Below are 23,949 nucleotides of genomic sequence, written 5' to 3' on the forward strand. Positions count from 1 at the left end.
TTTTTGGGCTCTGCCCTACTCAACCTCAAGTTCCTTAACCCGCATCTCATCACCCCCTGTAACCTGAAGTTGAAAACTGCCACATTCAGGACAGGCATCGAATCGAGCTGAGACTTCAACCCGCTTTGCGCAAGGCATACACCAGGCTTCACCTGGGATATTAATTATCTCCAACGTCGCGCCATCAGCCAGAGAGCCTTTCATCACCACATCAAAACCAAACCGCATCGCTTCAATTTCAACACCGGATAGTGCACCAATCTCCAGACAGACTGTTTTCACTTTGCTGAAACCCTGATTCGTAGCACTCTCTTCAACGATCTGTAACACACCTTCACATAGAGACATCTCATGCATCAGCAAATTTCCAGACTAAAACCGACACAAGGATCAACTGCATTAATCAGCAGTTCTGCTTGTTGTTTCATTAAAGATTCACGCCCTATCGAAAGACGTTTCAAACCGCGAGCCACAACGCCTAATGGATGAAAATTCCACTCAGTGGGAGCAAGGATCTGATAACTTGAGACGATGCCATCTCGCACCACAGCGCGATGAAAAAGACGTCCTCTCGCCGCTTCAATTTCACCAATGCCCTGCTGTGACATCACAACATCATGCTTTTGTTGAACTGAGTCACTCTCTGTTTCCAATAGATTCAGCTGCTGTGCAAGATGACTCGGTAGAGAGGCCAGTTCAACCAGCTTGGCAACCATGCGGGCATATACCCCGTTACCATACTCCTGCATCAGCTGCTGTAGCATTGGATGGGCACTCTGTCGTGTCAAAGGGCCAGTCTCATAAACATGACCGCCCCACTCTGGCGCCGCTATAAAGGCTTCAGCATCAGCTTGTGAAAGTCGTTTTGACATCTCATGGTGATCAATTTGTGGCAGTGGCAGTGCTTCACCTTCGCCTAACCTGGCAACTGTTCCATCACGCAATCTTCTAAGTAGTAGTGCAGCATCGGTCTCTGTTTTATCGAGCCAGTGATTAAATGTCTCTATATCTTCTATTCCATACCACTCAGTGGCATTAAGGCTAAAAACATTCTCAGAGGAGATAGTCGTGATTCGTCTGATAATCGATTCAATCTTTGCTGAATCAAATGCAACAACCGGTTTTATCCTAAAGCTGTCCCCTTCAGGAAAACAGGCCAGCTTCGCATCGTTCATCAAGGTCGCAAGAGATGATGTAAGATCATGATTCAGTCTGCCTACATCTGAAGTGGACCAGTCGCTGAGGATGCGCCAAAGATGTTCTCGTGCCATCTCAACATTAACCAATATCTGTTCAAGCAGATCGGTTTGGGGATCGCTACTCTGACCGCTCGCCATACGGCAAGCCTTAACTGCAGCAGCAGATTGTGCGGTACCACAAACGCTGTAGAGCATTGGAATCATAGTGAGTAGTTCATCAACTGACTTTCCATTAAACATCCGAGTCAGTTGCAGGGGGCGGGTTGAAATAATATCAACTTGACGTACCTGCTCACCATGACACTGCAGGGTTATCCTTAATTCCCCTTCGATACTCACTGCTCACAATCCTGATCAATAGCACCACGCAACAGCTCACGACGAGTTAGCGGTTGCTGCAACCGTTTACTGATCCCCGGTGATTCTTCCTCACTCTCGATTTCAGGGTTCTTCTCTACCTCTTCTTCTGTCTCTCCCTGCCAACGCCGTGTGATCTCACTTTCTCGAGTGGAGAGGCCATCTTGATTTTTATCATCCATTAGAGCGAGCATCACCTGCTCAGCGGTCTCCACAGCAGTCACCTGATCGGCAAATTCAAACACCGGGGAAAAGAGTGAGCACATTTGATATCGGCCGATGCCCTCCTCTTCACCGAGAATAAATTCATAGGGACCAGAAGGGAGTTGATGTAGCTCTTTTTCACCGATTTGGCGCTCTTTCCAGCTATCCCCCTCATGGGGTATCAGCATCAGATTCATAAACCAGGGTGTGATCATTACCCCCAGGCAATGGTTGTTCCATTCACGGAAACCTACAGCTTTCACCTTCAACGCCGGATTCAGTAGAGGTAGCCCTTGCATACGCTGTTTTTCAATGGTGCGGAACTGCAGCTCCAACCCTTCCATCAGATAGTCGGGACAGATCATGCTTCCTCCCTCAATACCATAAACTCCTGCTTCTTACCGTCACAATTGGGACAGCTCCAATGATCAGGCAGTTGAGAAAATGGTGTGCCAGGCGGAATTTGCCAATACTCATCTCCCTCAGCTGGATCATAGATATGCCAGCAGATCTTACACTCAAGGCGGCATGCATCATCCAGCTTGCTGTCATCGCCGCCATAGGAGCCGCCGAAAAAATCAGGATTCACAAGTAGGCCTCAAGAATCTCGCCCAGACGCTCGGCACTGTCTTGAATATCTTCATGAGCCGCTGCGGCTACGGCGGGGGTTGCGCCGATCTCAATCGTATTAAGGATATTTTTATCCTGAGAGTTGAAGTACTGCACCCACCAGACATTTTCAACCTTGGTACTGCTGATTCGGCAATTCCCATAACCTCTGGAGAGTATGGTCAAGGGCCCTTCGCCCAGACTGTTCATCAAGAACAGCAGATCTTCTTCGGTTTGTGGCAGCAGGGTCAGATTGATGACGTGACTCTCCCGGCCAGGCCGATACTCAGCAACCTTGTCATTGATCTCTGCAACCAGTGGTGGTGCATTGATCACCCCTTTGGGAATTGCATCACGCTGAGTCTCAACACGATGTGAAGCATTTTTGAATACATAGCGCTGACATAGCTTGGGTACATAAGCGACTTCGATGGTGTCTGTCGTCACTTCACCTGATTTGTCGAAATACCTGACCCGCCATAGACCTGCCATAACCGATTCCTGGATCCGTGCAGTGCAATCTGGGGAACTGAAGAGCATGCTCACTTCACCTTCTCCAAGCACCTGATCGACCAGTTCACTATTCGCAGAATCCAGATGAGTAATATCCAGAACTTCTGCTTGCACACTCCTGGATCTGGCTTGAAGTTTCAGTACTTCATCGAGTTTTTTGAGAAAGGAAATACCCTCTTGCAAACCTTCCAAATCATCTGCTTCAGGTATCTCGGGCATGCTGAAGGTGGTCATCTCAGATGGCAGCTGAAGAATATCGAGGCTTGAACCATCCTCTTCCTCCGGTTGAGAACCGGGGCCACTGACGGTGATCGGGATATTGATTTCATTCATGATGGTTGTACCGATTTATTGGCTACAGGAATCTGCGCTCACGACAGGGATGCTGATAGGTTTTACCCCAGAAGGTTCCGCACTCAGAAGACGCTCAATTTCAGATAGGTAGACATCCCAGTCCTGCATCCGGGAAATAGCGCCGACATAGTCTCCATCCTGCAGCATTACAAGGGCTGGCCAACCATCGAAGGGATAACGGGCATGCAGCTGATGTTCAGATGACCGATCGACCAGGCCAACTTGAAATCGATCAACAAAAGCATCCATCAACAGGGGCAACACAACAGCCACATCGTTACTCTCAGGAAATTGCACAGGGTTCTCTGTAAAGAACAACAGCGTATTCCTATGATTTTGCGTGAAGCTATAAAGGGATTGCTCATCGACAACAGCAATACCTCTCTGATCTATGAGTTGATTGATCAAGGCTGAAGCCATGATGATCTCCTGTAATTAGGACCTGTTACGAATATCACTGGTATTCGAGAATTAATTCAAAATCATGAATGTGTGAGGATGACTCACTCATTTTGGTGGGGCATGGCCCAACCCTACCTACACTTTCTGAGGATGACTCACTCTTTCTGGTGGGGCATGGCCCCACCCTACCTACACTTTCTAACGTTGGGTGGGGCCACGCCCCACCAGGTCTCGATGGTTAAGCTAACTCCATTCCATCTTCAATTTAACGAACCTGGCACCACTACTGTTTTGACCTGAGATGTTCAGGCAGTTGGGGTTCCCTATCCACCAGGTCAGCAAACATATGCCCAACCTCTGTTTCACCCTGTAACGCCATATCAAGCGCCAGCAAGGCCTGACGTATCTGATCCGCACGCTGCTCACTCAAAACTTCTCTGGCGCTATCCAGAAACACCAGTAACCAACTGCCTGGCTGTTGGTCACCTACAAGCAGGGTATCCACCCTTCGGCTTTCGCCCATACCTTCACAGAGGGCATAACTACCTTCGCAAGAGACCACCTGCATGGGAATACCGATACACACTATTGAGAACCACCCTCTCTGTATTTATCCAGATGGGCATCCACTCCAACACTGACCGCCTCACCATCCAAAGCAGCTGGTCGATAGGCGAGACGAAATGCTTCCGATTCCAATACCCTGGCATCCCCTGCCCGGCAGGCATCAACTTCCGAGGGACGCTCAGCTTCATAGAGTTGAATATCGGATATTGCCCCCTGTAAAAGAGGGTCGGGAGTGATAGGGACTTCCCGGCGCGTTGCATGAACACCAAAGCCTTCAAGGTACTCTAACGCCACCTCGATAGCCGGCTCGATTTGCGCTTTCACCTCAGGCTGCAGACTGCCACCGAAGTCCTCCAGTAGAGCGGGCTGCACACCAACCAGCAACAGCTGCTGAGGATAGTCACCCAACATCTCAGCCATCGCCAAAACCTCTTGAAAACCGGTCTGATGCAAGCTGACCTTTTTTGCACCGAGAAACTTCGGCACCTGGTCACCTTCCACCCGCTTTAAAGTACCGCCGGGCAGGCCGTAATCCACCGCATCGAACACCACCAGTACATCTGCCTCGCGAATATGCTGCACCAGGTAGATGCCCTGGGTTCCCCCATCCAACAGCCGCACATTGGAAGGGAATGAAAAGGTACGCTGCAGGCTCTCCAGGGCACGCACACCAAACCCCTCGTCAGCCCAAAGCAGATTACCGATACCGAGAATCAATACTGAAGGTTGGTCACTCATTGGCAGACTCTGTGTTGAGAGTTAAGTTATCAAGCATGGTTTGCAAGCCACGCGCCAACCTAGCGAATTAAGTCTTAATGTTTGTTTTTATGAGGTTTTTTATGAAGATCACAAACCATTAAGAGAATCGAATGGATAGTTGTGTTGCAAGTTTGGGACATTATGATCACTTACTTACCACTGCATATACATAAGTATTACTTTTGTCAGGTTCTTTAGCTGATTCTGGAAAAAAGTGATCAGTTGATAATCACTTACACTACAAATGGTTTTATTGTTAATCAGGGGGGGCAGAAAAAACATCAATAGACAGATGGTGCGACTGAATAGCCAGAAAGAGACAATATACAGCCACACCTACCCCCATCTTAATCAATAGCTGATATATAAAAAAAGCGCGGATACCGCGCTTTATCAAGTGGCATATCAATTTCATCCATGAATACGCCAGAGGGTTAAATTTGTCTGTTCAGGATCGATCATCCTTGAATCAAGGCACTAATCACGCTTTGACGGGAGACAATACCTTCCCATCTCGCAATATGGATTTATCTAAATGCTATTTTTCCTATTCATCCAACGGTGGCAATCTTAATCAGAGCAAAGGCGCGAACGGCTCACCAACTTTTATAGGGCAAAAACTTACCATTCATGGTGATGACCACTCGATCACCAACAGGATTCTCCTCCTTGTCGATATGCATGGAGAAATCGATTGCGCTCATGATACCGTCACCAAACTTTTCGTGGATCAGTTCCTTGATGGTCTCTCCATAGACACCAATAGCCTCGTAAAAACGGTAGATCACCGGATCGGTAGGTATTGCTTTGTCCCAGCTCTTATGAGGAAACTCCTGCAACACACCAGAGACCTCAGGCGACAGACCCAAAGAATCGCAAAGTTTGTCTGCAAATTCCGCCTTCAAGCTATTCATACCCAGACAAGCAGAGGTCAAAAACACCGGAGCCAGACCCACCTTCTCTGCGATGGCTTCCCAACTCAGACCAGAGCTCTTCTTGGCAGCCATGATCACTTCGGTCATTTCCAATTTATTCATCTTCTCTTACCTCGTTTAGTATTGTCTCTTTGTGACAGCTGTTAAACAGCCGCCTGTTTCAATCTTTCAGTGCTGCTGAGATCCGCCTCTTCTACAGCCGGGTCGACCACCAGAGGATGTTTGCTATCGGCAACTTCCGCTCTGTCGGCGGAACCTGAAAGCTCCTTGGAACGATTAACCAGGAAGTCCACCAGGTGGTTGCGGATCTTGTAGTAAGCGGGATGGTGAATGATGTCGGTGCGATTGCGTGGACGCGGAACCGAAACCTTCACTGACTCTGCAACTCTCGCCTTCGGACCGTTTGTCATCAGCAGGATGCGGTCGGATAGGAGAATCGCCTCATCCACATCGTGGGTGATCATAAAAACGGTCTGCTGGGTCTCTTCCCAGATTTTTATCAACTCCTCCTGGATCATGCCGCGTGTCAGTGCATCCAGGGCACCAAAAGGCTCGTCCATCAGTAGCAACTGCGGTTGAGTAGCAAAGGCACGGGCTATACTCACCCGTTGCCGCATGCCGCCGGAGAGTTGCGAAGGCTTGCGCTGCTCCACCCCCTTCAGCCCAACCAGTTCGAGAAAGCGCATGCTCTGCTCCATCACTTGCTCCTTGCTCCATTTGGGCCAGCGCGCCTGTACTGCAAAAGTAATGTTTTTGAGTGTGCTACGCCAAGGCAGCAGACTGTAGTTCTGAAACACCACACCCCGCTCCAGGCTCGGGCCGGAGACCTCCCTGCTGTTCATGATCACGCCACCCTCACTTGCCTCGTCAAGGCCAGCCAGGATGTTGAGGATGGTCGATTTGCCACAGCCGGAGTGTCCAATGATGCAGACGAATTCACCCCTATCGATACCGAAGTTGGCGTTTTCGAATACCGTCAGATCTTCGTCCCCTCCCGGCGAGGGATAGCGTTTAGCAAGTCCCTCAACTTCAACGAAATGGTTACTCATAACTACTCCTCGTACTCGACCAGACGGTTGATAGTGGCCAGTGCGGTATCGAGCAACATGCCCACCAGACCGATCATCAAAATGGAGAAGATCACACTGGTGAGATCAAGGTTGTTCCACTCATTCCAGACGTAATAACCGATGCCTGTTCCACCCACCAGCATCTCGGCGGCAACGATCACCAACCAAGCGATGCCGATAGAGATGCGCATGCCTGTAAGGATGGTCGGCGCAGCAGCCGGTAGTATTACCTGGAAAGCGGTCTTCAGGTGGCCCAACTCATGGGTGCGTGCAACGTTGATCCAATCCTGACGCACATTGGCAACACCGAAAGCGGTGTTGATCAGCATCGGCCAGATGGAACAGATAAAGATAACGAATATGGCCGAGGTCTCTGAGTCTTTAATTATAAAAAGTGCCAATGGCATCCAGGCCAAAGGCGAGATAGGCTTCAGCACCTGAATAAAGGGGTTAAGCGCTCGCTGCATCAGCGGTGACATGCCCACCAGAAAACCGATTGGCAGTGCCACCAGAGCAGCCAGCAGGAAGCCGGTCAATACCCGGTAGAGGGAGTACCCCAACTGGATACCGATCCCCTTATCGTTAGGCCCCGCATCATAGAAGGGGTTACTCAGCTCCTTGACGGCCAACTCAATCACAGCCGATGGCGGGGGTACCCGCGCCTCTTGCGAGGCGCCCCCCATGAGGATTTCGTATTCGGTCAATGGCTTGCTATCACTGGGAGCGATATTGAGCCCCTCCCAGATACCCAGAAAAAGCGCAAGCAGCACCAACGATACGATAGCCGCCCTGATTCGCAGGGATTTATGCATCACCCCTCCTGATGGCAAAGCTTTTGACGTAAGCTTCCGGCTGGGTATAGTCGAACTCCTTGCCCATGATGGTGTAGTTCTCATAGGTTTTGGTCGGCGGCTCATAACCCAGCTCTTTCATGATCTTGGCGGTGTCGGCCGCAAGATAGACCTGCTCGGCAATCTGCTTATAGTTGACCTCACCATCAATGTAACCCCAACGCTTCATCTGGGTCAGGATCCAGACCCCCATTGAGTGCCAGGGGAAGGGGTCGAAATCGATGCGATCGGGTACGTTCTGTACCCCGCCCATTCCGTCGGCATAACGGCCAGTTAGCACCTGCTCGATAACCGGCACAGGCTGGTTGAGGTAGTTTTTCGGTGCGATGGCGGCAGCGATCTCCTTGCGATTCTCCTGATTGGCTGAGTAGTGGGTGGCATCGATAATGGAACGCAGTAAGGCACCGTAGGTATTGGGGTGGGTGTCGGCGAACTCCTGAGAGCAGGCAAAGGCGCAACAGGGATGACCCTCCCAGATATCCTTGGTCAGGGTATGAATAAAGCCCACCTTCTCCCATACCGCTCGCTGGTTGAATGGATCTGGGGAGAGGTATCCATCCAGGTTACCTGCGCGCAGATTGGCCACCATTTCCGGTGGTGGTACGACACGGATCTGGATGTCCTTATCAGGGTCAAGACCATGCTCCGCCACATAGTAGCGCAACAGAAAATTATGCATCGAGTACTCGAAGGGTACACCGAACTTGAAGCCCTTCCACTGTTTCGGGTCGCGTTTATCTTTGTGGTCCACATGCAGCACGATGGCCTGACCATTGATATTCTCAACCGCTGGCATAATGAAGGGCTTTGCAACGGAGCCGGCACCCATACTCATCGCCAGGGGCATGGGGGTTAACATATGAGCAGCGTCATATTCATTGGCCAATGATTTGTCCCGTGCCACAGCCCAACCGGCGGTCTTGATCACATTCACGTCGAGACCGTACTTGCTGTAGAAGCCCATCGGATGGGCCATAATGATCGGTGTAGCGCAGGTTATTGGCACGAAACCAACATTAAGCTTGGTCTTCTCCAGCTTGCCCGTGCCCATACTCTCTTTCAGCGCAGCCTTGGCTTCGTCCATCGGAAAAATCGAGCCAAGCAGGGCGCTGGCGGTACCCGCACCAATCAGTCCAAGGAAAGAGCGTCGGCTCATCTCGTCGTGACCGAATACGGAGCGCACCACTGCGCTTTCGATAGCACGATCCATCATCTCTTCGGTGGAGGTGAAGGATGCTTCGTCAGATGCCGTATCCGTGGTGAGAGTCTGTTTCGGTGCTAACGAGTCGAGTGCCACCTTGACTTCTTGGGCAGGATGATCCGCCCCGGCCGAGGTTGCACCTTGACACTGTTGGCACTCGCAACCCTTTTCGTGGGTCAGGCTCGCATCCGGATTGAAAGGATCGTTAAGACTCTTATAGCTCATGGATAATCACTCCTCAGTTTCCCCACGGCGCATGACCAGGTGGGTATGCACCGGACTGGTGCATTTGTTTTACAACCGCCTTCAGCGAAGAGACTGACAGGCACTGCTACAAGAGAAATTGCAAACCCCGTGCCATAGCGCCACAACAAATATAAGTAATTGTTTTTATGATATTTTCAGATTAATCATGGTAAGTCGCAATGCAACGAATATTCGTAATTTAACGAATTTTCGTAGCTTGGTTTACGAAACTTCGTAGTCTTGGCATCTTTCTTGTAGGTAAATCAAAGGTATTGAGATCCGAGGTAAGTCACGTGCAGTCCCAGATAGAAAGTATCTATTTTCACCTTAGCGAAGCAGTAGTGCTGATCGACCCCTTCAGCGATCAGATCGTCCAGGCCAATCCAGCAGCCGGGCAGTTGCTGGGTTATCCGCAAGAGGCTTTACTCAGACTGCGTCCCAGTCAGCTATTTCTCTCCGATCTGGCAAAGATGATCTCCTTTACTCAGGCGGTTCTGCACCAGGGAAACAGCTGGAACAACGATCTCTGCGCACAAACAGCAGAGGGGGAGCTATTGCGGCTGGAGATCTCCGCCAGTGTGCAGCAGCAGGAGGAGACCAAGCTGATGATCTTTACCCTGCGCAACTACGAACGGCTGGAAAAATTACGTCATACAACTGAGGTTAACTCCCTGCATCGCGAAGGACTTGAACGGTGGAAAAGCATCGAATCTGTTTTCAGTGAGTTCGAACGGCAGAATCAATTGATTCTTAATGCCGCCGGTGAGGGCATTTACGGTGTGGATACCGAGGGTAAGACCAGTTTCATCAACCCCGCTGCTGAGCGCATTCTTGGCTGGAAAGCCGATGAACTGACCGGCAGAAACATGCACAATCTGATTCACTACAGTCACCCCGGGGGTGATCACTATCCTGAACAGGAGTGTCACATCTTCGCCGCCTTTCGCGACGGAGAGGTACGTCATGTGGACAACGAGGTTTTCTGGAGCAAAGAGGGCAAAGCTATACCGGTGGAGTACACCAGCACCCCGATCCTTGAAGAGGGACGCTTGGTTGGCGCAGTGATTATCTTTCGTGACATCAGCGAACGTAGACAGGCGGAAGAGAAGCTGCGCGCAGCGCTCGACCAAGTGCAGGCGCTAAAACTGAAACTGGAGAAGGAGAACGCCTACCTTCAGGAGGAGTATCTGATTGAGCACAACTATAAAGAGATCGTTGGCCGAAGTGCTACCATCAAGCAGGTAATCCAACAGATCGATCTGGTGGCACCGACCGGTGCAGCAGTACTCATCACCGGCGAGTCCGGCACCGGCAAGGAACTGATAGCCCGCGCCATCCACGAATACAGCAGCCGCCACGACCGTCCCATGATCCGGGTCAATTGCGCCTCGATTCCCCATGAGTTGTTTGAGAGTGAATTCTTCGGCCACATCAAGGGCGCATTCTCCGGTGCCATCAGCGACCGCGCCGGCCGCTTTGAGTTGGCCGACGGCGGCACCCTGTTCCTGGACGAGATTGGAGAGATACCGCTGGAGCTGCAGGGCAAGCTGTTGCGGGTACTGCAGGAGCAGCAGTTCGAACGGGTGGGTGAATCAGTCACCCGCCATGTTGATGTACGCATCATCGCCGCCACCAACCGGGAACTGCGTGATGAAGTCGAGGCACACCGCTTCCGTGAGGATCTCTACTTCCGACTCAATGTCTTTCCCATCGTCTCTATACCACTGCGTCAGCGACAAGAGGACATCCCTATCCTCGCCAGCCACTTCCTCAAGCTCGCCTGCTCAAAGTTCGGCAAGAGCGAACTGCAGTTTACCCAAGGCGATATGGATCGCATGCTCTCCTATCCATGGCCCGGTAACATCCGTGAACTGATCAACGTTATCGAGCGCGCTGTAATCCTTTCACAACACCACCGGATTCACCTCGACTTCAGCATCAACAAGGAGAGTAATAACCCACCAAGACCTGCCAATTTAAAGAGTTCTGCGATTTATACTCAGGAGGAGCTACGGCAGCACGAGATCGACAATATTATTGCTGCATTGAAGCAAAGCAACGGTAGAGTTTTTGGTCAGCAGGGTGCTGCGGAAATACTACAGCTAAAACCAACAACACTCTCATCACGCATCAAGCGACTGGGGATCAATCGTCATCAGTTTGTCAGCTGAGGGAATAGTTACTTTTTCCTATCGTTCTTCTGAGTGGCGGCAATAGGGAGAGTAGTTGTTTCTTTTGAGGGCACCTCTATTAATTGCTTATGCCCTCTGCGTAACCCGAAGCGTGTACGCGCCCTGCCCCAGATTTTCTCTGCGCAATTCAGCTACTGTTCTGCTGTGTTGTCTCTGATTCTGCAAGCAACACTAGTGGTATTGCAAACGGCCCCAACAGAACAACAATAAAATTACGAAAAAAAGAGGGTTTCACACGACGCCTTCTTGCGATGTAGATGCAAATAGCAGCACTAACAAGCCAGATTATTAGAGGTATATATGCGCTCATCATACAGTCCCAACATCAATTTCCATATTAATAACAGACATTGTTGAGACAAAATAATTGCATCAAGACTCCTCAATAACTCTAATTCGTCTGTACAGAGATCTACTTAAGCCACGTTCAATAAAAGAGTTGAGCAACCACATCATAAATTAACTGAGATAAAAAAAGCGCGGATACCGCGCTTTATCATGTGGCATATCAATTTCATCCATGAATACGCCAGAGGGTTTCAATTAATGCGTTCAGGAACGATCATCTTTGAACATGCGCCATCCACTGATCATGGTACTTATCAGGCTTTGACGGGAGACAATATCCTCACGGATCGCGACATAGACATGGATGATCACGAAAACCACAATGACCCACATTCCCCAGTGGTGCCACATACGAACATCCTGACTCTGTCCGACCAGTGGGATCAACCATCCAAAAAGTTGATCCTGCCAACTACCCAGACCGGTCTGTTCAGCATAGAGTGAGAAGCCGGTTAAGACCATTGCAATGCCACCCACTGTAATGATGACAATCATAGTGATATGGGCCAATGGGTTATGGCCCTCATATTTCTTCGGCTCTTTTTCCAGAAAGGAGTACCAGCGTATCTCGTGCATTAACTCTTTCCAGAAAGAGAGGCGATAGAATGGCAGATGAAAGAGCTCCCGCGAATGTTCATTACCGACAAAGGCCCAATAGATTCTGCCGATAAATCCGACCGTAAATATATAGGCCGCAGCAAAATGGGCAAAACGCATATAGCCCATAAGAAAGTGGTCGCTTGCTTCACCTGGCATGGTTGGCAGAGGATTAGCAATAAAATAACCGGTAACAGCAAGAACCAGAATCGCCAGTGCATTAACCCAATGCCATAATCTGACGGGGGCTTCGTAGACATAGACAGCAGTGCGTTTTATGGTCGTCTGCATTGGAGTCTCTCCTGAATCGATATTAACGATCTTATGTTAGGGCCTGTTAACACTAATCGAACCGACCCTAAGAGCCGGATATTCAGTTTGGTGCGGCTGGGCGGTACCCTACGTCTTTTTTATATAGGTAGGGTGCGGCCCTGCCGCACCGAACTTGGCTTCAGTACTTTTTCAACTTCTGAGCAACCTGGTGACGGTCAAACCACCCAGTACAGCGCCAACCAACAACAGTGGCAGTGGATGTTCTGACATCAGATGCAGAATTACAGATAAAAACTCTGCATCACTGTGCTCTCCAACATGAGCCAACAGTGGCCCGCTTACCAGCAAACCACTTAAACCAATCATTGCCTTTTTCATCTCTACTCCTAATACAACTTGAAACGAATGGTGAATTCAGATCCGGAATACTAACCAGGTCATAGATATTTAATGACAGGCCGTCGTGTGTTTGCTCACGGACTGCGTTATCTAAAACTTGCTGTAGGAGTGCTACAGCGGCGTTTTGATGCCTTGCCGTGAGCAAACACACGACAGCTGAGTGTATTAATATCTATGGCCTGATTAGTAACTACCGCACCTTAACCTTTGCCAGCTCCTTACCCTCTTCACTCATCACGTGGGTGGAACAGGCGAGACAGGGGTCGAAACTATGCAGCGTGCGCAGTATTTCTACCGGCTGATCTGCACGTTCCACCTTAGTGTTCATCAATGAGGCTTCGAAAGCACCGATATTGCCTTCGCTGTCTCTCGGTGAACCATTCCATGTGGTGGGCACCACGCATTGATAGTTGTCGATGCGGGTATCCTTGATCTTGATCCAATGCCCCAGGGCGCCTCTTGGCGCTTCACTGAAACCGACACCTTTTGCCTCTTTCGGCCAGGTTTCAGGATCCCAATTGTCGACGTTGGCGGTTGATGAATCCCCCGCCTTGATATTGGCCATCAACTTATCCATGAAGTAGCGCATCTTGTCTGCCGCCCAATCGGCTTCCAGTCCACGTGCGGCTGTCCGACCAAGGGTTGAGAATAGTGCAGTGACCGGCACATCTAGCGTTTTCAGTACAAAGTTAATCTGTTCGGTAATCTCTTCATGGCCCTTGGCATAACCGATGATATATCGTGCCAGTGGACCAACTTCCATGGCATGGCCACGCCAACGCGGCGCTTTAATCCAGGAGTACTTGGCGTCTTCGTCAATCTGCTCGATATTGGTTTTTGTTCCCTTGGAATTCGGGCCCAGCTGGAAATTTGGTTCGGTAATACCATCCCAGGGATGCAAACCTTTGACCCCATCGGGATAGTTGTACCAGGAGTGAGGGACATACTCCTGGATCTCATCCGGATTACGCAGATCGACTTCGTGCACCTCCTTGAGATTGCCATTGAGGATTGCACCTCTGGGCATCATCAGGTTGGCTGCAGAGTAGTCGTTAGCGCGATCAGGGATATCACCATAACTAAGCACATTCGTACTCGACAGACCACCACCGTAGAGCCAACCCTTGTAAAACTGACCCACAGCAAGAATATCTGGAATGTAGACGTTTTTGATAAACTCTCTGGTACTGTCGATGATCGAAGAGATCTGGTTCAGGTTGACCATATTCAGAGCACCAACCGATCCGACACCATCCAGATTGATTGGACAAGGTACGCCGCCCACCAACCAATTGGGATGAGGATCCTTGCCTCCGAAGATGGTTCGTATTTTCATTATCTCCTTCTGAAAATCGAGCGCTTCGAGATAGTGGGTGACGGCCATCAGATCAGCTTCAGGTGGAAGCAGATAGGCCGGGTTATCCCAATAGCCGTTTTTGAAAGGACCAAGCTGGCCACTCTCAACAAACTTTTTCAGTCGGTTCTGGATATCACGAAAATATCCTGGTGAGGATTTGGCATGCTTAGGCGAAACCTTTTGTTGCAGTTCTGAGGTTGCCTTTGGATCTGCCTTGAGTGCATTTACTGGATTGACCCAGTCGAGAGCATGCAGATGGTAGAAGTGAACCAGATGATCATGAGCCTGCAGCGTCAACTGCATGATGTTGCGAATGGAGTTGGCGTTCTCAGGTATCTCTATTTTCAGTGCATCTTCCACTGCACGCACCGAGGTCAATGCATGGGTGCCAGTACAGACACCACAGATCCGCTGGGTAAAGGCCCAGGCATCACGTGGATCACGGCCCTTGAGAATCACTTCCAGTCCGCGCCACATGGTGCCGGTGGAAACTGCATTGCGGATGATATTTTCCTCATCCACATTCACTTCACAACGCATGTGGCCTTCGATTCGGGTTACCGGGTCGACAACGACGCGCTGACCTGAATCATCAAGGTTATAACCGTTTGGCGTGGTCTTGGTGCTCATTGATCACGGTCTCCTTTCTTTTGCGCGTTTTTAATAGCAGTTACAGCAGCATGGGCAGCAGCTGTTGCACCGACAATTCCGGCAGCAGCCAAACCAACCTTATCTGCATTGGCCTCGACACCGAACTGATGGGTGTCGGTCACATGCTGGTAGAAAGAGCCCTTGTCCCAAAATCCATCCTCAGAGCAGCCGATACAGCCATGACCCGCCTGGATCGGAAATGAGAGCCCTCCATTCCAACGGATGGTTGAACAGGCGTTATAGGTGGTTGGACCTTTACACCCCATCTTGTAGAGGCAGTAACCTTTGCGAGCAGAGTCGTCATCCCAGGCCTCAACAAACTGGCCCGCGTCGAAATGAGGACGTCGATAACATTTGTCATGGATACGCTGGCTGTAGAACATTTTCGGGCGTCCCTGACGATCCAGTTCCGGAAACTTTTCGAAGGTAAGAATGTAGGTGACCACGGCGGTCATCACCTCAGCAATCGGTGGACAACCCGGCACTTTGATAATCGGCTTATTGGCTAGACCAGGCACCTTATGTACCGGTGTTGCACGAGTAGGATTCGGACGGGCTGCCTGAACACAGCCCCAGGAGGCACAAGAGCCCCAGGAGATGATTGCTTTACAGTGCTCTGCCGCCATTTTGAGCTGTTCGACAAAAGGCTTGCCACCAATGATGCAGTACATGCCATCTTCATCAAGAGGCGGATTGCCTTCTACAGCCAGGATGAAGTTGCCGTCGTACTTTTCGATGGTCTCTTCAATGATCGCTTCGGCTTCATGTCCTGCCGCAGCCATGATGGTGTCATCATAATCGAGAGAGATCATCGACAGCACCACATCCTTCGCCAGCGGATGGGCAGAACGGATAAACGACTCGGAGCAACAGGTGCACTCAAGACCGTGCAACCAGATCACCGGGATTCGGGGCTTGGTCTCCATTGCTTCGGCAATGCGTGGCACCACTGCGGGTCCCAACCCCAGGGCAGAGGCAGTCAAACTGCAGAATTTCAAAAAACTACGACGTGTAATCCCCTGCCGCCGCATGACTTGGTAAAAGGTCTCGGTCATCACCCTACTCCTCCAGGTCGATCTATTCAGATATGCGGCTTTATCTTTTTTCCGCACTTTCCTTGAGTGAGCAACAGTTATGCCATATTAATATCTTTCTTTATATTCAATGAGATAAATTGATTTGAGTCGAGCCCTGTCTCCAGTATGTGTATGTTTGGATACCGCAATAGAAGATAGAGTGGCAATCAACTTACCGGTTGTATTCAGTTTTCAGAGATTGAATTCATTTAGATCGGCTGAAACCATCCTCCTAGTGTGGTGCGTCATATAAACCCTATATTTGGAGAGATTTATTAAACTGGAATTTCAGTGTTTTTCGTCATATTTACTTTCCCTGTACTCTCTAAATCATATAGCCTTTAGTGCTTGATATCGCTGATTTGTATAGCGTTGCTTTTCTTTTTAAGCAGACTTGGTGGGGCATGGCCCCACCCTACACCTTGACCTGACAGGTAGGGTGGGGCCCTGCCCCACCATAGTGTGCTGGAACGGCATAAAAAACCACTTCGTCTGATTATTAGAATGTTGTTAATTGAAGCACCACGGTGATTCCAGAAGGACTCGCTGTGTAATTTATTGATAGGCCTAGATTGTCTAGTCGGACAACGTTACACAGAGGGTGACCAAGTCTATCGAAAAATATTTTCAGAAAAATTAGCGCTTAATCACTCATAACTTGTTATATAAAAAAGCAAGTTAGCCTTGTGCATGGGAGTTTGTTTTTGTACGAAGATAAACAATAAAAACACAATGAATTGTGAATGCAGGGCATGAGAGTTACGACAGGGCCGCAGCCTATGACTTTTGCGATACCCCACGTTAAGGGCGAGAGTTTTTTACGCTTACTTCAGTCATGTAGAAGATTAACGGTGTAACTTTAACCTGGCCAGTGGATTCAGGTTTACCTTTTAACCATTTCAGATCAGTGTTCACATTTATCCAGATTCTCTTTTGCACCTGGCAATACCGAGAGTAAAAAAGTGGCGATAAGAATCAATGGTGCAAACAGCAACAACAGCAGTCCGGCAAACATAACCACCTGCTGCATATAGAACAGATCAGGTACAACGTTAGTGCCGGCCAGAATCATCAGGATACCCGCAATAAAAAAAATAGAGGAGACCAATACTCCCTCCCGCATTGTCTTACAACCGATTTTCAGTAGTCCCATTGGGTACCCTCATTTTTTCTCCAGTCCACTCAAGATCAATGGTCACCGAGTAACTTGTCAGCCTCACCCGGCTGTAATCCATACTCCTGCTCAATCATCCGGTTCCATTTGTCTCTTTTGAAAACTGATTTGGCAGGTACAACTCTATGCACCAGGTTGTAGTGACACTCGATACAGGTTTTGTCTTTGGCATCCTCACGGTGAATCAGGAGCGTATCCGGTCGACTTCCAAATATTGCCTCTTTAACATGGCAACGTTTACAGGTGGCGGAGTCACGCTTCTTAAACCACTCCCTTGCAGCAAATGCCGCTTCTGGCAGATGCAGTGCATTGATCACAGGATCATCATATTCCGGGCCGAATATCTGTTTGAAGAGATCCTTGCCGCCAATAAAGTGATCCCATGTTGCGGCGAACACACCTTCAGAAACATGACAGTCACCACAACTGGCACGTACACCAGAGGTCGGTTTGTAGTGCGGTGATTGCCGATAGGGTTCTGCAACCAACTCCATTGAATGACAGGTTGTACAGAAGGCCTCACTGCTGGTCAGGTGATCGAACTCGGTTAAAAACAGCATAAAACCAATACCTGCCACTCCACCAATCAATAGCGCAAAAAGGACATGACGAGTAATGAACAGGGGAAGTTTAAGCTTACTCATGGCTCTCCTTCCCAATACCGTAACCGAGGATCGGATTCGGTTTTGATGGATTATTCAGCCAGCTGTGTTGATCAAGGCTGGTGACATGAGTCTTGATCAGATCATTAGCCTTCTCTTCACCAGCGAGCTGACGTAGTTGGGGCAGAAACTCGCCATAAAAGTTCTGCCCTACCTTATGCATCCCCTCCCATGAAGCGTAGTTGGGACTCATCATTGCTGCACCATGACGCGCTGCAGTACCTTCGTCATGCCAGAGTCGCCAAAAGCTGAACTCGATCGGCTCATCAAAGGGTGCCGGTGTCAGCAGTTTCATTTCGTAGAGTGCAGACATGATTGCCTGAGCGGGTTTTCCGAATTTGTCATTATAGAGTTTCACCACATCATCGAACTGCTTCATCGCGCTTTTAACAAAGCCCTTACTGTGACACTCAAGACAAACTTTATTCATGATCTGCCTGCGCCGCTCGGGTGTCGCCACAGCTTTGACTTTTGCCATGCTGCCATCAAGCTTATTCAGTTCCGTACCCCGTCGCGGTGCAGGTTGGGATTTTGGCAGTTCCCTTCTGTCTCCATCCTCAAAGATAATCAGATATTGTTGTTCAGATACCGGACGATTCAGACTCCAGGCATCACGCATACCTACATCGTGACTTGCCTTGACGCCAGGCGTGGCACCCATATGACAGGTAACGCAGGTCGGTGCGGCACTGTAGTCTTTGCCAAGCACCCACTGATCACTCTCCAGGTTCATTCTGGATCTGTTGGCCTCATAGAGCATGCCATGCTTTGAGCTTCGATAGACTTCATCATCTGGAGATTCCGGGCCGGTATGGCACCAGGTACAGGCACTAGGATCCCTCGCCTGCGCCTTGGAAAAGCTATGACGTCCATGACAGGCAGAACAGGAACCCAGAGAACCATCCGGATTGATACGCCCAATACCTGTATTGGGCCAGGTTTCCGGAGTAAGTGTGCCATCTCCACGCACCTTCACTTTGGAGCCATGACATTGCGCACAGCCTGCAGCAACCATCTCCTTACCACTCAAATTATCTGCAAGTGCAGGCAGGCGGTTTTTTATAAGGCTCAGCGCTTTTGCATGGACAGATCCCTCTGTCTCTTTAAACTCCCTGGTATGACAGCGACCGCAGTCCTTGGGAGAAACAATGGTGGCGATAATTGCGCCTTCATGTTCTATGGCATCATTATCGACCTGGTCAGCCAAATGACAGTCGAGACAGTTAACCCCTGCCTCAGCATGGGCACTGTTCTGCCATTCATGAGTTAAACCTGCAGAAGCTTTTTTATGGCAGGAGACACACTCTTTACCCTCTTCCAGTCCCCAATTACTTGGATCCAGCTTTACCTTTTCAGCCACCGAAAGAGGAACCAAACCAATCCAAAACAAAAGTACCAGCACTATTCTGATAGTAGTGCATCCATTTGGTTGGTATTTATGCATGTACCCCCCCTTTTAGTGCGTATTATTATTTAGTGAAAGCGTTCAATAGGTGCAGCTCCATTAAACCTTCGCATTCTTGTTCAGTGCAGATTACATAGCCATTTACTAGGAATTTCTGCGTGGCGTTGGCTTAACTTTAATAATTGTTTTCAGAACAGCGCCACACCTTCACACACTATTACACTATGCTATTTTTATAATTATTGTTCAATATCGGATTGATCATTAGTGCAGATAATTATTTTCTGCAATGAATATTAGCTTTTGTTAAATGAGTGTTTTCCCTAATTGCTAATCTAGTCAGTAAAATGGGAATATTGTAGATCAGAAATTTGTAATTACAGAGGGAGCTGGAGTTGCAAATTTAAAAATAAAAAAGGAGGAAAAGGATGGATAATAACAAAAGAGTAAGCCTGCTGATTGTGATTTTCTGCTGGTTCGCTTTCATGAATCTCGCAACAGCTGAACCACTTCACCACATCTCATCTGAAACCTGCAAGACCTGCCATAAAGAGATCTACAAACAGTGGAAAGGGTCAATGCACGGTAACAGTTCAGCACTCAATGATCCGATACACGCCACTTTTTACAAAAAGGTGGTCGGTGACCCGACTAAAGAAAATGTCAAACACAAGGCTTCTGGCAAGTATCCAATCTGTCTGCAGTGCCACGCACCCAATGCAGCAAAGGACAAAACAACCAAACTGGACGCCAAACCTGCCTACTCTGAAGGGGTAAACTGTATCGTTTGCCATACCCTGAAGAAATACAACGGCATTCAGGCAGCAAATGGTAAATTACAGCTTGGACTGAAGTCCTACGACTATTCAAAAGATTCCATTCAAGGTCCTGGAAGATACTCCAATGTAGCATTACAGAAGTTATCCGCAGCGGGTGATGTCTTCGGCGGTGGTAACATGAGTGACGACAGCAAGCCCAATCCTCATTTAGGCGAGGCTGTCACTGTGGATGGTAAAGAGATCCCCTCCATGCCGATGGAGAGCAATCCAAAACTGATGAAGACTTCAGATGCCTGTATGGGCTGCCATGATCAGCGCAATAACCCGCACGGCGTACCGCTTTGTCAGACAGGCAATGAGTACTCCATCAGTCACTCCCAGGTCAACTGCCTCTCCTGTCATATGCCGATTAATGACGGCCTGGCTGATCACTCCATGGGTGGCGGCCACAGCAGCAGCATTCTGCAGCGTTCGGTCGTATTCGATGTCTCGACTGAGACCATGGGGGAGAAGATACGTGCAACCGCTTTTCTTAAGAACCCCCAACCCCACAGTCTGCCGACAGGTGCTCCATTCCGCAACATCTACATGAAGATGACCGCCTATGACGCTGAGGGTAATGTGGTTTGGGAAAATGCCAAGGGGCACCCAAAGGATGGTGACCCGCAGGCCTACTTCGTCTACGCACTGGCCGATAGCGAAGGCAAGCCGGCGATGCCGCCAACCGCAACTGCGCTTGGTAAGGATTCGCGTCTGAAACCTCATGAAGAGCGAACCCTTGTCTATGAAATACCTGCAAAGGGTGTGAAACTGGTGCGTGGTGAACTCTACTACAATCTACTTTGGCCAGTATTGGTAGAGAAGTTCAAACACCTCTCTGAAGAGTTGACAGCACCCACACTGATTGCAACAGCAGAAAGCAGTTTATAAAAGCAGACTAACCCGGCTTGGCATCTTCTGATGCCAAGCCACTGACCTCCGGTTGTAAGAGAATAGCTCTATTCTCTAAGCAGTAGCAGTACCTTATTTCCCGTATTTAATGCAGGACGCATAAATAGTAGTTGTATTTCGCGGGCCTTTTGGTTCGTCAGCAACATTATCAAAGGTGGCGTCATGTCTAGCATTGTTCAATTTTTGAGCTGCTGCAATCTCCGTGCACTATCCCTCTCATGCGCTCTTTTAGTTGCTTGCATGCCGCTTTCCGCAGCGACAACAGCAAATGAAATCAGTAGCAATTCAACAGCAGATCACACTAAATTCGAAGCGTTACAACAAAACTTTGAATCCGGGCCTGAAGTAACCAAGGCCTGTCTGAGCTGCCATACCGAGGCCAGTAAACAGATCCATAAAACGCTTCATTGGAACTGGAAATTCACCCACCCTGACACGGGTCAGGAGTTGGGTAAAAAGAAGATAGTGAACAGCTTTTGCGGCTCAATCGTGACAAATTATGCCCGCTGTACCAGCTGCCATATCGGTTATGGCTGGAAAGATGACAACTTCGACTTTGCCTCAGAAGAGAATGTCGACTGTCTTGCCTGTCACGATACAACAAATACCTATAGAAAATTTCCAACAGGCGCTGGACACCCAACTTATGTGGATAAGCCCTTCCCCCCCAAAAAAGGAAAAATCTGGAAAGCACCGGATCTCTCTCATGTAGCTCAGAATGTAGGTAAACCAGGTAGACATAATTGCGGCCACTGCCACTTTCTCGGCGGTGGTGGTGATGGCGTCAAACATGGTGATCTTGACTCATCCATGTACAACCCAACTAAAGAGTTGGATGTACATATGGGTGTCGACGGGCTCAATTTTGTCTGCGTTGAGTGTCATACCACCGAGGGGCATGACCTGAAAGGCAGTCGTTACACAACAGTTGCCAAGGATACCCATGGTATAGATATTCCGGGTCGCGATGATCAAAGTCGCGCGACCTGCGAATCCTGTCATGGCATGAAGCCCCATGCCGAGACGATTAACAACAAGATCAATGACCATACCGATAAGGTCGCTTGTCAGACCTGCCACATCCCGTTTTATGCCAGAGGTGGTGTGCCTTCGAAAACCTGGTGGGACTGGTCGACTGCAGGAAAAATGGATGCTGATGGAAAGCACATCAAGAAGAAGGATGAAAATGGTTACGTCACCTATGTCACCAAGAAAGGCAACTTCCAGTGGGGAGAAAACCTGATCCCTGAATATGAGTGGCTATCGGGTGAGATTCGTTACCAGGAACTTGACGAGAAACTGGATCCTACCGCAATTGTTGCCATCAACACTTTTGAAGGAAGTTACGATGACCCGGATGCCAGAATCTGGCCCTTCAAGATTATGCGGGGCAAGCAGCCCTATGACAGTGGCAACAATACATTAGTCATGACCCATCTGTTCGGTAAGGACAGCGAGGCCTATTGGAAGTCTTTCGACTGGAACCGGGCCATCAAGGCCGCCATGGATGCTGGTGGTGCAGCCTACAGCGGTGAGTACGGATTTATCGAAACCACCTATCACTGGCCACTATCCCATATGGTAGCGCCAAAGGCAGAGGCCCTCAGTTGCGATAGTTGCCATAGCCGCAACGGCCGATTGGCCAATCTGAGCGGATTCTACATGCCAGGCAGAGACAGGAGTGAACTGCTCGATATCATCGGTTGGCTGGCATTTCTGGGAACCCTTGGGGGGGTCTCGCTTCACGGCTTGGCCCGCATCGCTCTACGCAACAGGAGGAATGGCTAATGGCACGAGTAATGATGTACAAACGCTTTGAGCGCTTATGGCATTGGTCCCAGGCTTTCCTGATCATCTCGATGCTGATTACAGGCTTCGAAATCCATGGAACCTTCTCCATTTTCGGCTTTGAGAAGGCAGTCGATCTGCATATCACTTTCGCCTGGACCCTGATCACTCTATGGATATTCGCCATTTTCTGGCACCTGACCACCGGGGAATGGAAACAATATATCCCCTCAAGCGCAAACAAGCTGATGGCGATGGCCAAATATTACGGGGTCGACATCTTTATGGGGGGTGGGCATCCATTCCACAAAACCAGAGCGCATAAACTGAACCCCCTACAGCGTATAGCCTATCTCTCCCTGCATAGCCTGATATCACCAGCAGTCTGGCTGAGTGGCCTGCTCTACCTGTTCTATACCTCGTGGCCCGCCTGGGGGCTGGACTGGATGAGTCTGGGAGGCATTGCTTTGATCCATACCGCCGCTGCCTTCGCCATGTTGACATTCCTGGTGGCCCACCTCTATCTGGCCATCACCACCAGTAAGGAACCCTTTGGCTATGTGAAGGCGATGATTACCGGTTACGAAGAGGAGTAGCACTAAAGGGTTGGAGAATTTTCGCAGGTCAGCCAATTGCCATCAGGGCATTGACAAAAGACCAAGATATCTTCAGAATCCGCGTTTCACAAAAACGCGCCCGTAGCTCAGCTGGATAGAGTACCTGGCTACGAACTAGGGGGTCGGAGGTTCGAATCCTTCCGGGCGCGCCATTTTTGCCCCACCAATTTCTACCCTGAATAAACTGCCCCTCTTGAATCTGAGATAATTCGAACCTCCGAATCAAAACAGTCGGTTCGACAAGGCACGTAAGTGCCGCAGAGCGGCTGTAAGCCGTTAATCCTTCCGGGCGCGCCATTTTCCCCACCAATTTCTACCCTGAAAAAACCGCCCCTCTTGAATCTAAGATAATTCGAACCTCCGAATCAAAACAATCGGTTCGACAAGGCACGCAAGTGCCGCAGAGCGGCTGT

At 49.4% G+C, this 23,949-nt stretch carries 23 protein-coding genes and 1 tRNA gene; 5 read left to right on the plus strand and 19 right to left on the minus strand.

Going from position 1 to position 23,949, the window contains the following annotated elements; all coding sequences use genetic code 11:
- Positions 1-15 precede the first annotated feature (15 nt).
- From hypA to AC4IE7_RS08210, 12 genes are all read right to left on the minus strand, one after another.
- Positions 16-357, minus strand: coding sequence for a hydrogenase maturation nickel metallochaperone HypA (gene hypA / locus AC4IE7_RS08155; protein WP_490776325.1), 342 nt, complete (start codon positions 355-357; stop codon positions 16-18).
- Positions 357-1,538, minus strand: a complete 1,182-nt coding sequence (locus AC4IE7_RS08160; RefSeq protein WP_490776326.1) for a nickel-dependent hydrogenase large subunit — start codon at positions 1,536-1,538, stop codon at positions 357-359. The genes hypA and AC4IE7_RS08160 overlap by 1 nt, the downstream gene beginning before the upstream one ends.
- A complete protein-coding gene (hybE, locus tag AC4IE7_RS08165; RefSeq protein ID WP_490776327.1) occupies positions 1,535-2,125 on the minus strand; it encodes a [NiFe]-hydrogenase assembly chaperone HybE in 591 nt (196 codons plus the stop codon). Before hybE ends, AC4IE7_RS08160 begins: the two co-directional genes overlap by 4 nt.
- Entirely contained in the window at positions 2,122-2,349 is a 228-nt protein-coding gene (locus AC4IE7_RS08170) for a rubredoxin (protein WP_490776328.1), read from the minus strand. Before AC4IE7_RS08170 ends, hybE begins: the two co-directional genes overlap by 4 nt.
- Positions 2,346-3,215, minus strand: coding sequence for a hydrogenase expression/formation protein (locus AC4IE7_RS08175; RefSeq protein ID WP_490776329.1), 870 nt, complete (start codon positions 3,213-3,215; stop codon positions 2,346-2,348). Before AC4IE7_RS08175 ends, AC4IE7_RS08170 begins: the two co-directional genes overlap by 4 nt.
- 15 nt (positions 3,216-3,230) lie before the next feature.
- On the minus strand, positions 3,231-3,656 hold the full coding sequence (locus AC4IE7_RS08180; RefSeq protein WP_490776330.1) for a hypothetical protein: 426 nt from the start codon (positions 3,654-3,656) through the stop codon (positions 3,231-3,233).
- A gap of 265 nt (positions 3,657-3,921) precedes the next feature.
- The gene (locus AC4IE7_RS08185; RefSeq protein WP_490776331.1) at positions 3,922-4,224 is read right to left on the minus strand and encodes a HypC/HybG/HupF family hydrogenase formation chaperone; all 303 of its coding nucleotides are present in this window, start codon (positions 4,222-4,224) and stop codon (positions 3,922-3,924) included.
- Positions 4,224-4,943, minus strand: a complete 720-nt coding sequence (locus AC4IE7_RS08190) for a HyaD/HybD family hydrogenase maturation endopeptidase (protein ID WP_490776332.1) — start codon at positions 4,941-4,943, stop codon at positions 4,224-4,226. The genes AC4IE7_RS08185 and AC4IE7_RS08190 overlap by 1 nt, the downstream gene beginning before the upstream one ends.
- Before the next feature lie 617 nt (positions 4,944-5,560).
- Entirely contained in the window at positions 5,561-6,001 is a 441-nt protein-coding gene (gene cynS / locus AC4IE7_RS08195) for a cyanase (RefSeq protein ID WP_490776333.1), read from the minus strand.
- A 41-nt stretch (positions 6,002-6,042) separates the two neighbouring features.
- On the minus strand, positions 6,043-6,948 hold the full coding sequence (locus AC4IE7_RS08200) for an ABC transporter ATP-binding protein (RefSeq protein WP_490776334.1): 906 nt from the start codon (positions 6,946-6,948) through the stop codon (positions 6,043-6,045).
- Between the two features lie 2 nt (positions 6,949-6,950).
- Complete coding sequence (ntrB, locus tag AC4IE7_RS08205; protein ID WP_490776335.1) at positions 6,951-7,781, minus strand: nitrate ABC transporter permease; 831 nt, start codon at positions 7,779-7,781, stop codon at positions 6,951-6,953.
- On the minus strand, positions 7,774-9,246 hold the full coding sequence (locus AC4IE7_RS08210) for a CmpA/NrtA family ABC transporter substrate-binding protein (RefSeq protein ID WP_490776336.1): 1,473 nt from the start codon (positions 9,244-9,246) through the stop codon (positions 7,774-7,776). The genes ntrB and AC4IE7_RS08210 overlap by 8 nt, the downstream gene beginning before the upstream one ends.
- 314 nt (positions 9,247-9,560) lie before the next feature.
- Between AC4IE7_RS08210 and AC4IE7_RS08215 the strand changes: the two genes are divergently transcribed.
- Entirely contained in the window at positions 9,561-11,438 is a 1,878-nt protein-coding gene (locus AC4IE7_RS08215) for a sigma 54-interacting transcriptional regulator (protein ID WP_490776337.1), read from the plus strand.
- 573 nt (positions 11,439-12,011) lie between these two features.
- Here AC4IE7_RS08215 and cybH read toward each other — a convergent pair.
- The 7 genes from cybH to AC4IE7_RS08250 form a co-directional block, all read right to left on the minus strand.
- The gene (gene cybH, locus AC4IE7_RS08220) at positions 12,012-12,695 is read right to left on the minus strand and encodes a Ni/Fe-hydrogenase, b-type cytochrome subunit (protein ID WP_490776338.1); all 684 of its coding nucleotides are present in this window, start codon (positions 12,693-12,695) and stop codon (positions 12,012-12,014) included.
- A 171-nt stretch (positions 12,696-12,866) separates the two neighbouring features.
- On the minus strand, positions 12,867-13,055 hold the full coding sequence (locus AC4IE7_RS08225; protein ID WP_490776339.1) for a hypothetical protein: 189 nt from the start codon (positions 13,053-13,055) through the stop codon (positions 12,867-12,869).
- Between the two features lie 211 nt (positions 13,056-13,266).
- A complete protein-coding gene (locus tag AC4IE7_RS08230; RefSeq protein ID WP_490776340.1) occupies positions 13,267-15,063 on the minus strand; it encodes a nickel-dependent hydrogenase large subunit in 1,797 nt (598 codons plus the stop codon).
- Positions 15,060-16,139 carry a hydrogenase small subunit gene (locus AC4IE7_RS08235; RefSeq protein WP_490776341.1) on the minus strand — a complete coding sequence of 360 codons (1,080 nt, stop codon included), beginning with the start codon at positions 16,137-16,139 and terminating at the stop codon, positions 15,060-15,062. Before AC4IE7_RS08235 ends, AC4IE7_RS08230 begins: the two co-directional genes overlap by 4 nt.
- Positions 16,140-17,064: 925 nt before the next feature.
- Complete coding sequence (locus AC4IE7_RS08240; RefSeq protein WP_490776342.1) at positions 17,065-17,313, minus strand: hypothetical protein; 249 nt, start codon at positions 17,311-17,313, stop codon at positions 17,065-17,067.
- A 35-nt stretch (positions 17,314-17,348) separates the two neighbouring features.
- On the minus strand, positions 17,349-17,978 hold the full coding sequence (locus tag AC4IE7_RS08245; protein ID WP_490776343.1) for a cytochrome c3 family protein: 630 nt from the start codon (positions 17,976-17,978) through the stop codon (positions 17,349-17,351).
- A complete protein-coding gene (locus tag AC4IE7_RS08250; RefSeq protein WP_490776344.1) occupies positions 17,971-19,440 on the minus strand; it encodes a multiheme c-type cytochrome in 1,470 nt (489 codons plus the stop codon). The genes AC4IE7_RS08245 and AC4IE7_RS08250 overlap by 8 nt, the downstream gene beginning before the upstream one ends.
- Before the next feature lie 389 nt (positions 19,441-19,829).
- Between AC4IE7_RS08250 and AC4IE7_RS08255 the strand changes: the two genes are divergently transcribed.
- The 4 genes from AC4IE7_RS08255 to AC4IE7_RS08270 all read left to right on the plus strand — a co-directional run bounded on the left by AC4IE7_RS08255 (position 19,830) and on the right by AC4IE7_RS08270 (position 23,688).
- On the plus strand, positions 19,830-21,110 hold the full coding sequence (locus AC4IE7_RS08255; protein ID WP_490776345.1) for a cytochrome c family protein: 1,281 nt from the start codon (positions 19,830-19,832) through the stop codon (positions 21,108-21,110).
- Positions 21,111-21,293: 183 nt separating this feature from the next.
- Positions 21,294-22,919: a tetrathionate reductase family octaheme c-type cytochrome gene (locus tag AC4IE7_RS08260; protein WP_490776346.1), complete on the plus strand. Its 1,626-nt coding sequence runs from the start codon at positions 21,294-21,296 to the stop codon at positions 22,917-22,919.
- Entirely contained in the window at positions 22,919-23,515 is a 597-nt protein-coding gene (locus tag AC4IE7_RS08265) for a cytochrome b/b6 domain-containing protein (RefSeq protein ID WP_490776347.1), read from the plus strand. Before AC4IE7_RS08260 ends, AC4IE7_RS08265 begins: the two co-directional genes overlap by 1 nt.
- Before the next feature lie 96 nt (positions 23,516-23,611).
- Positions 23,612-23,688: transfer RNA gene (locus AC4IE7_RS08270), tRNA-Arg, on the plus strand.
- Positions 23,689-23,949: the final 261 nt, after the last annotated feature.

It is taken from the genome of Candidatus Thiodiazotropha sp. AKAK3 (assembly GCF_058244645.1).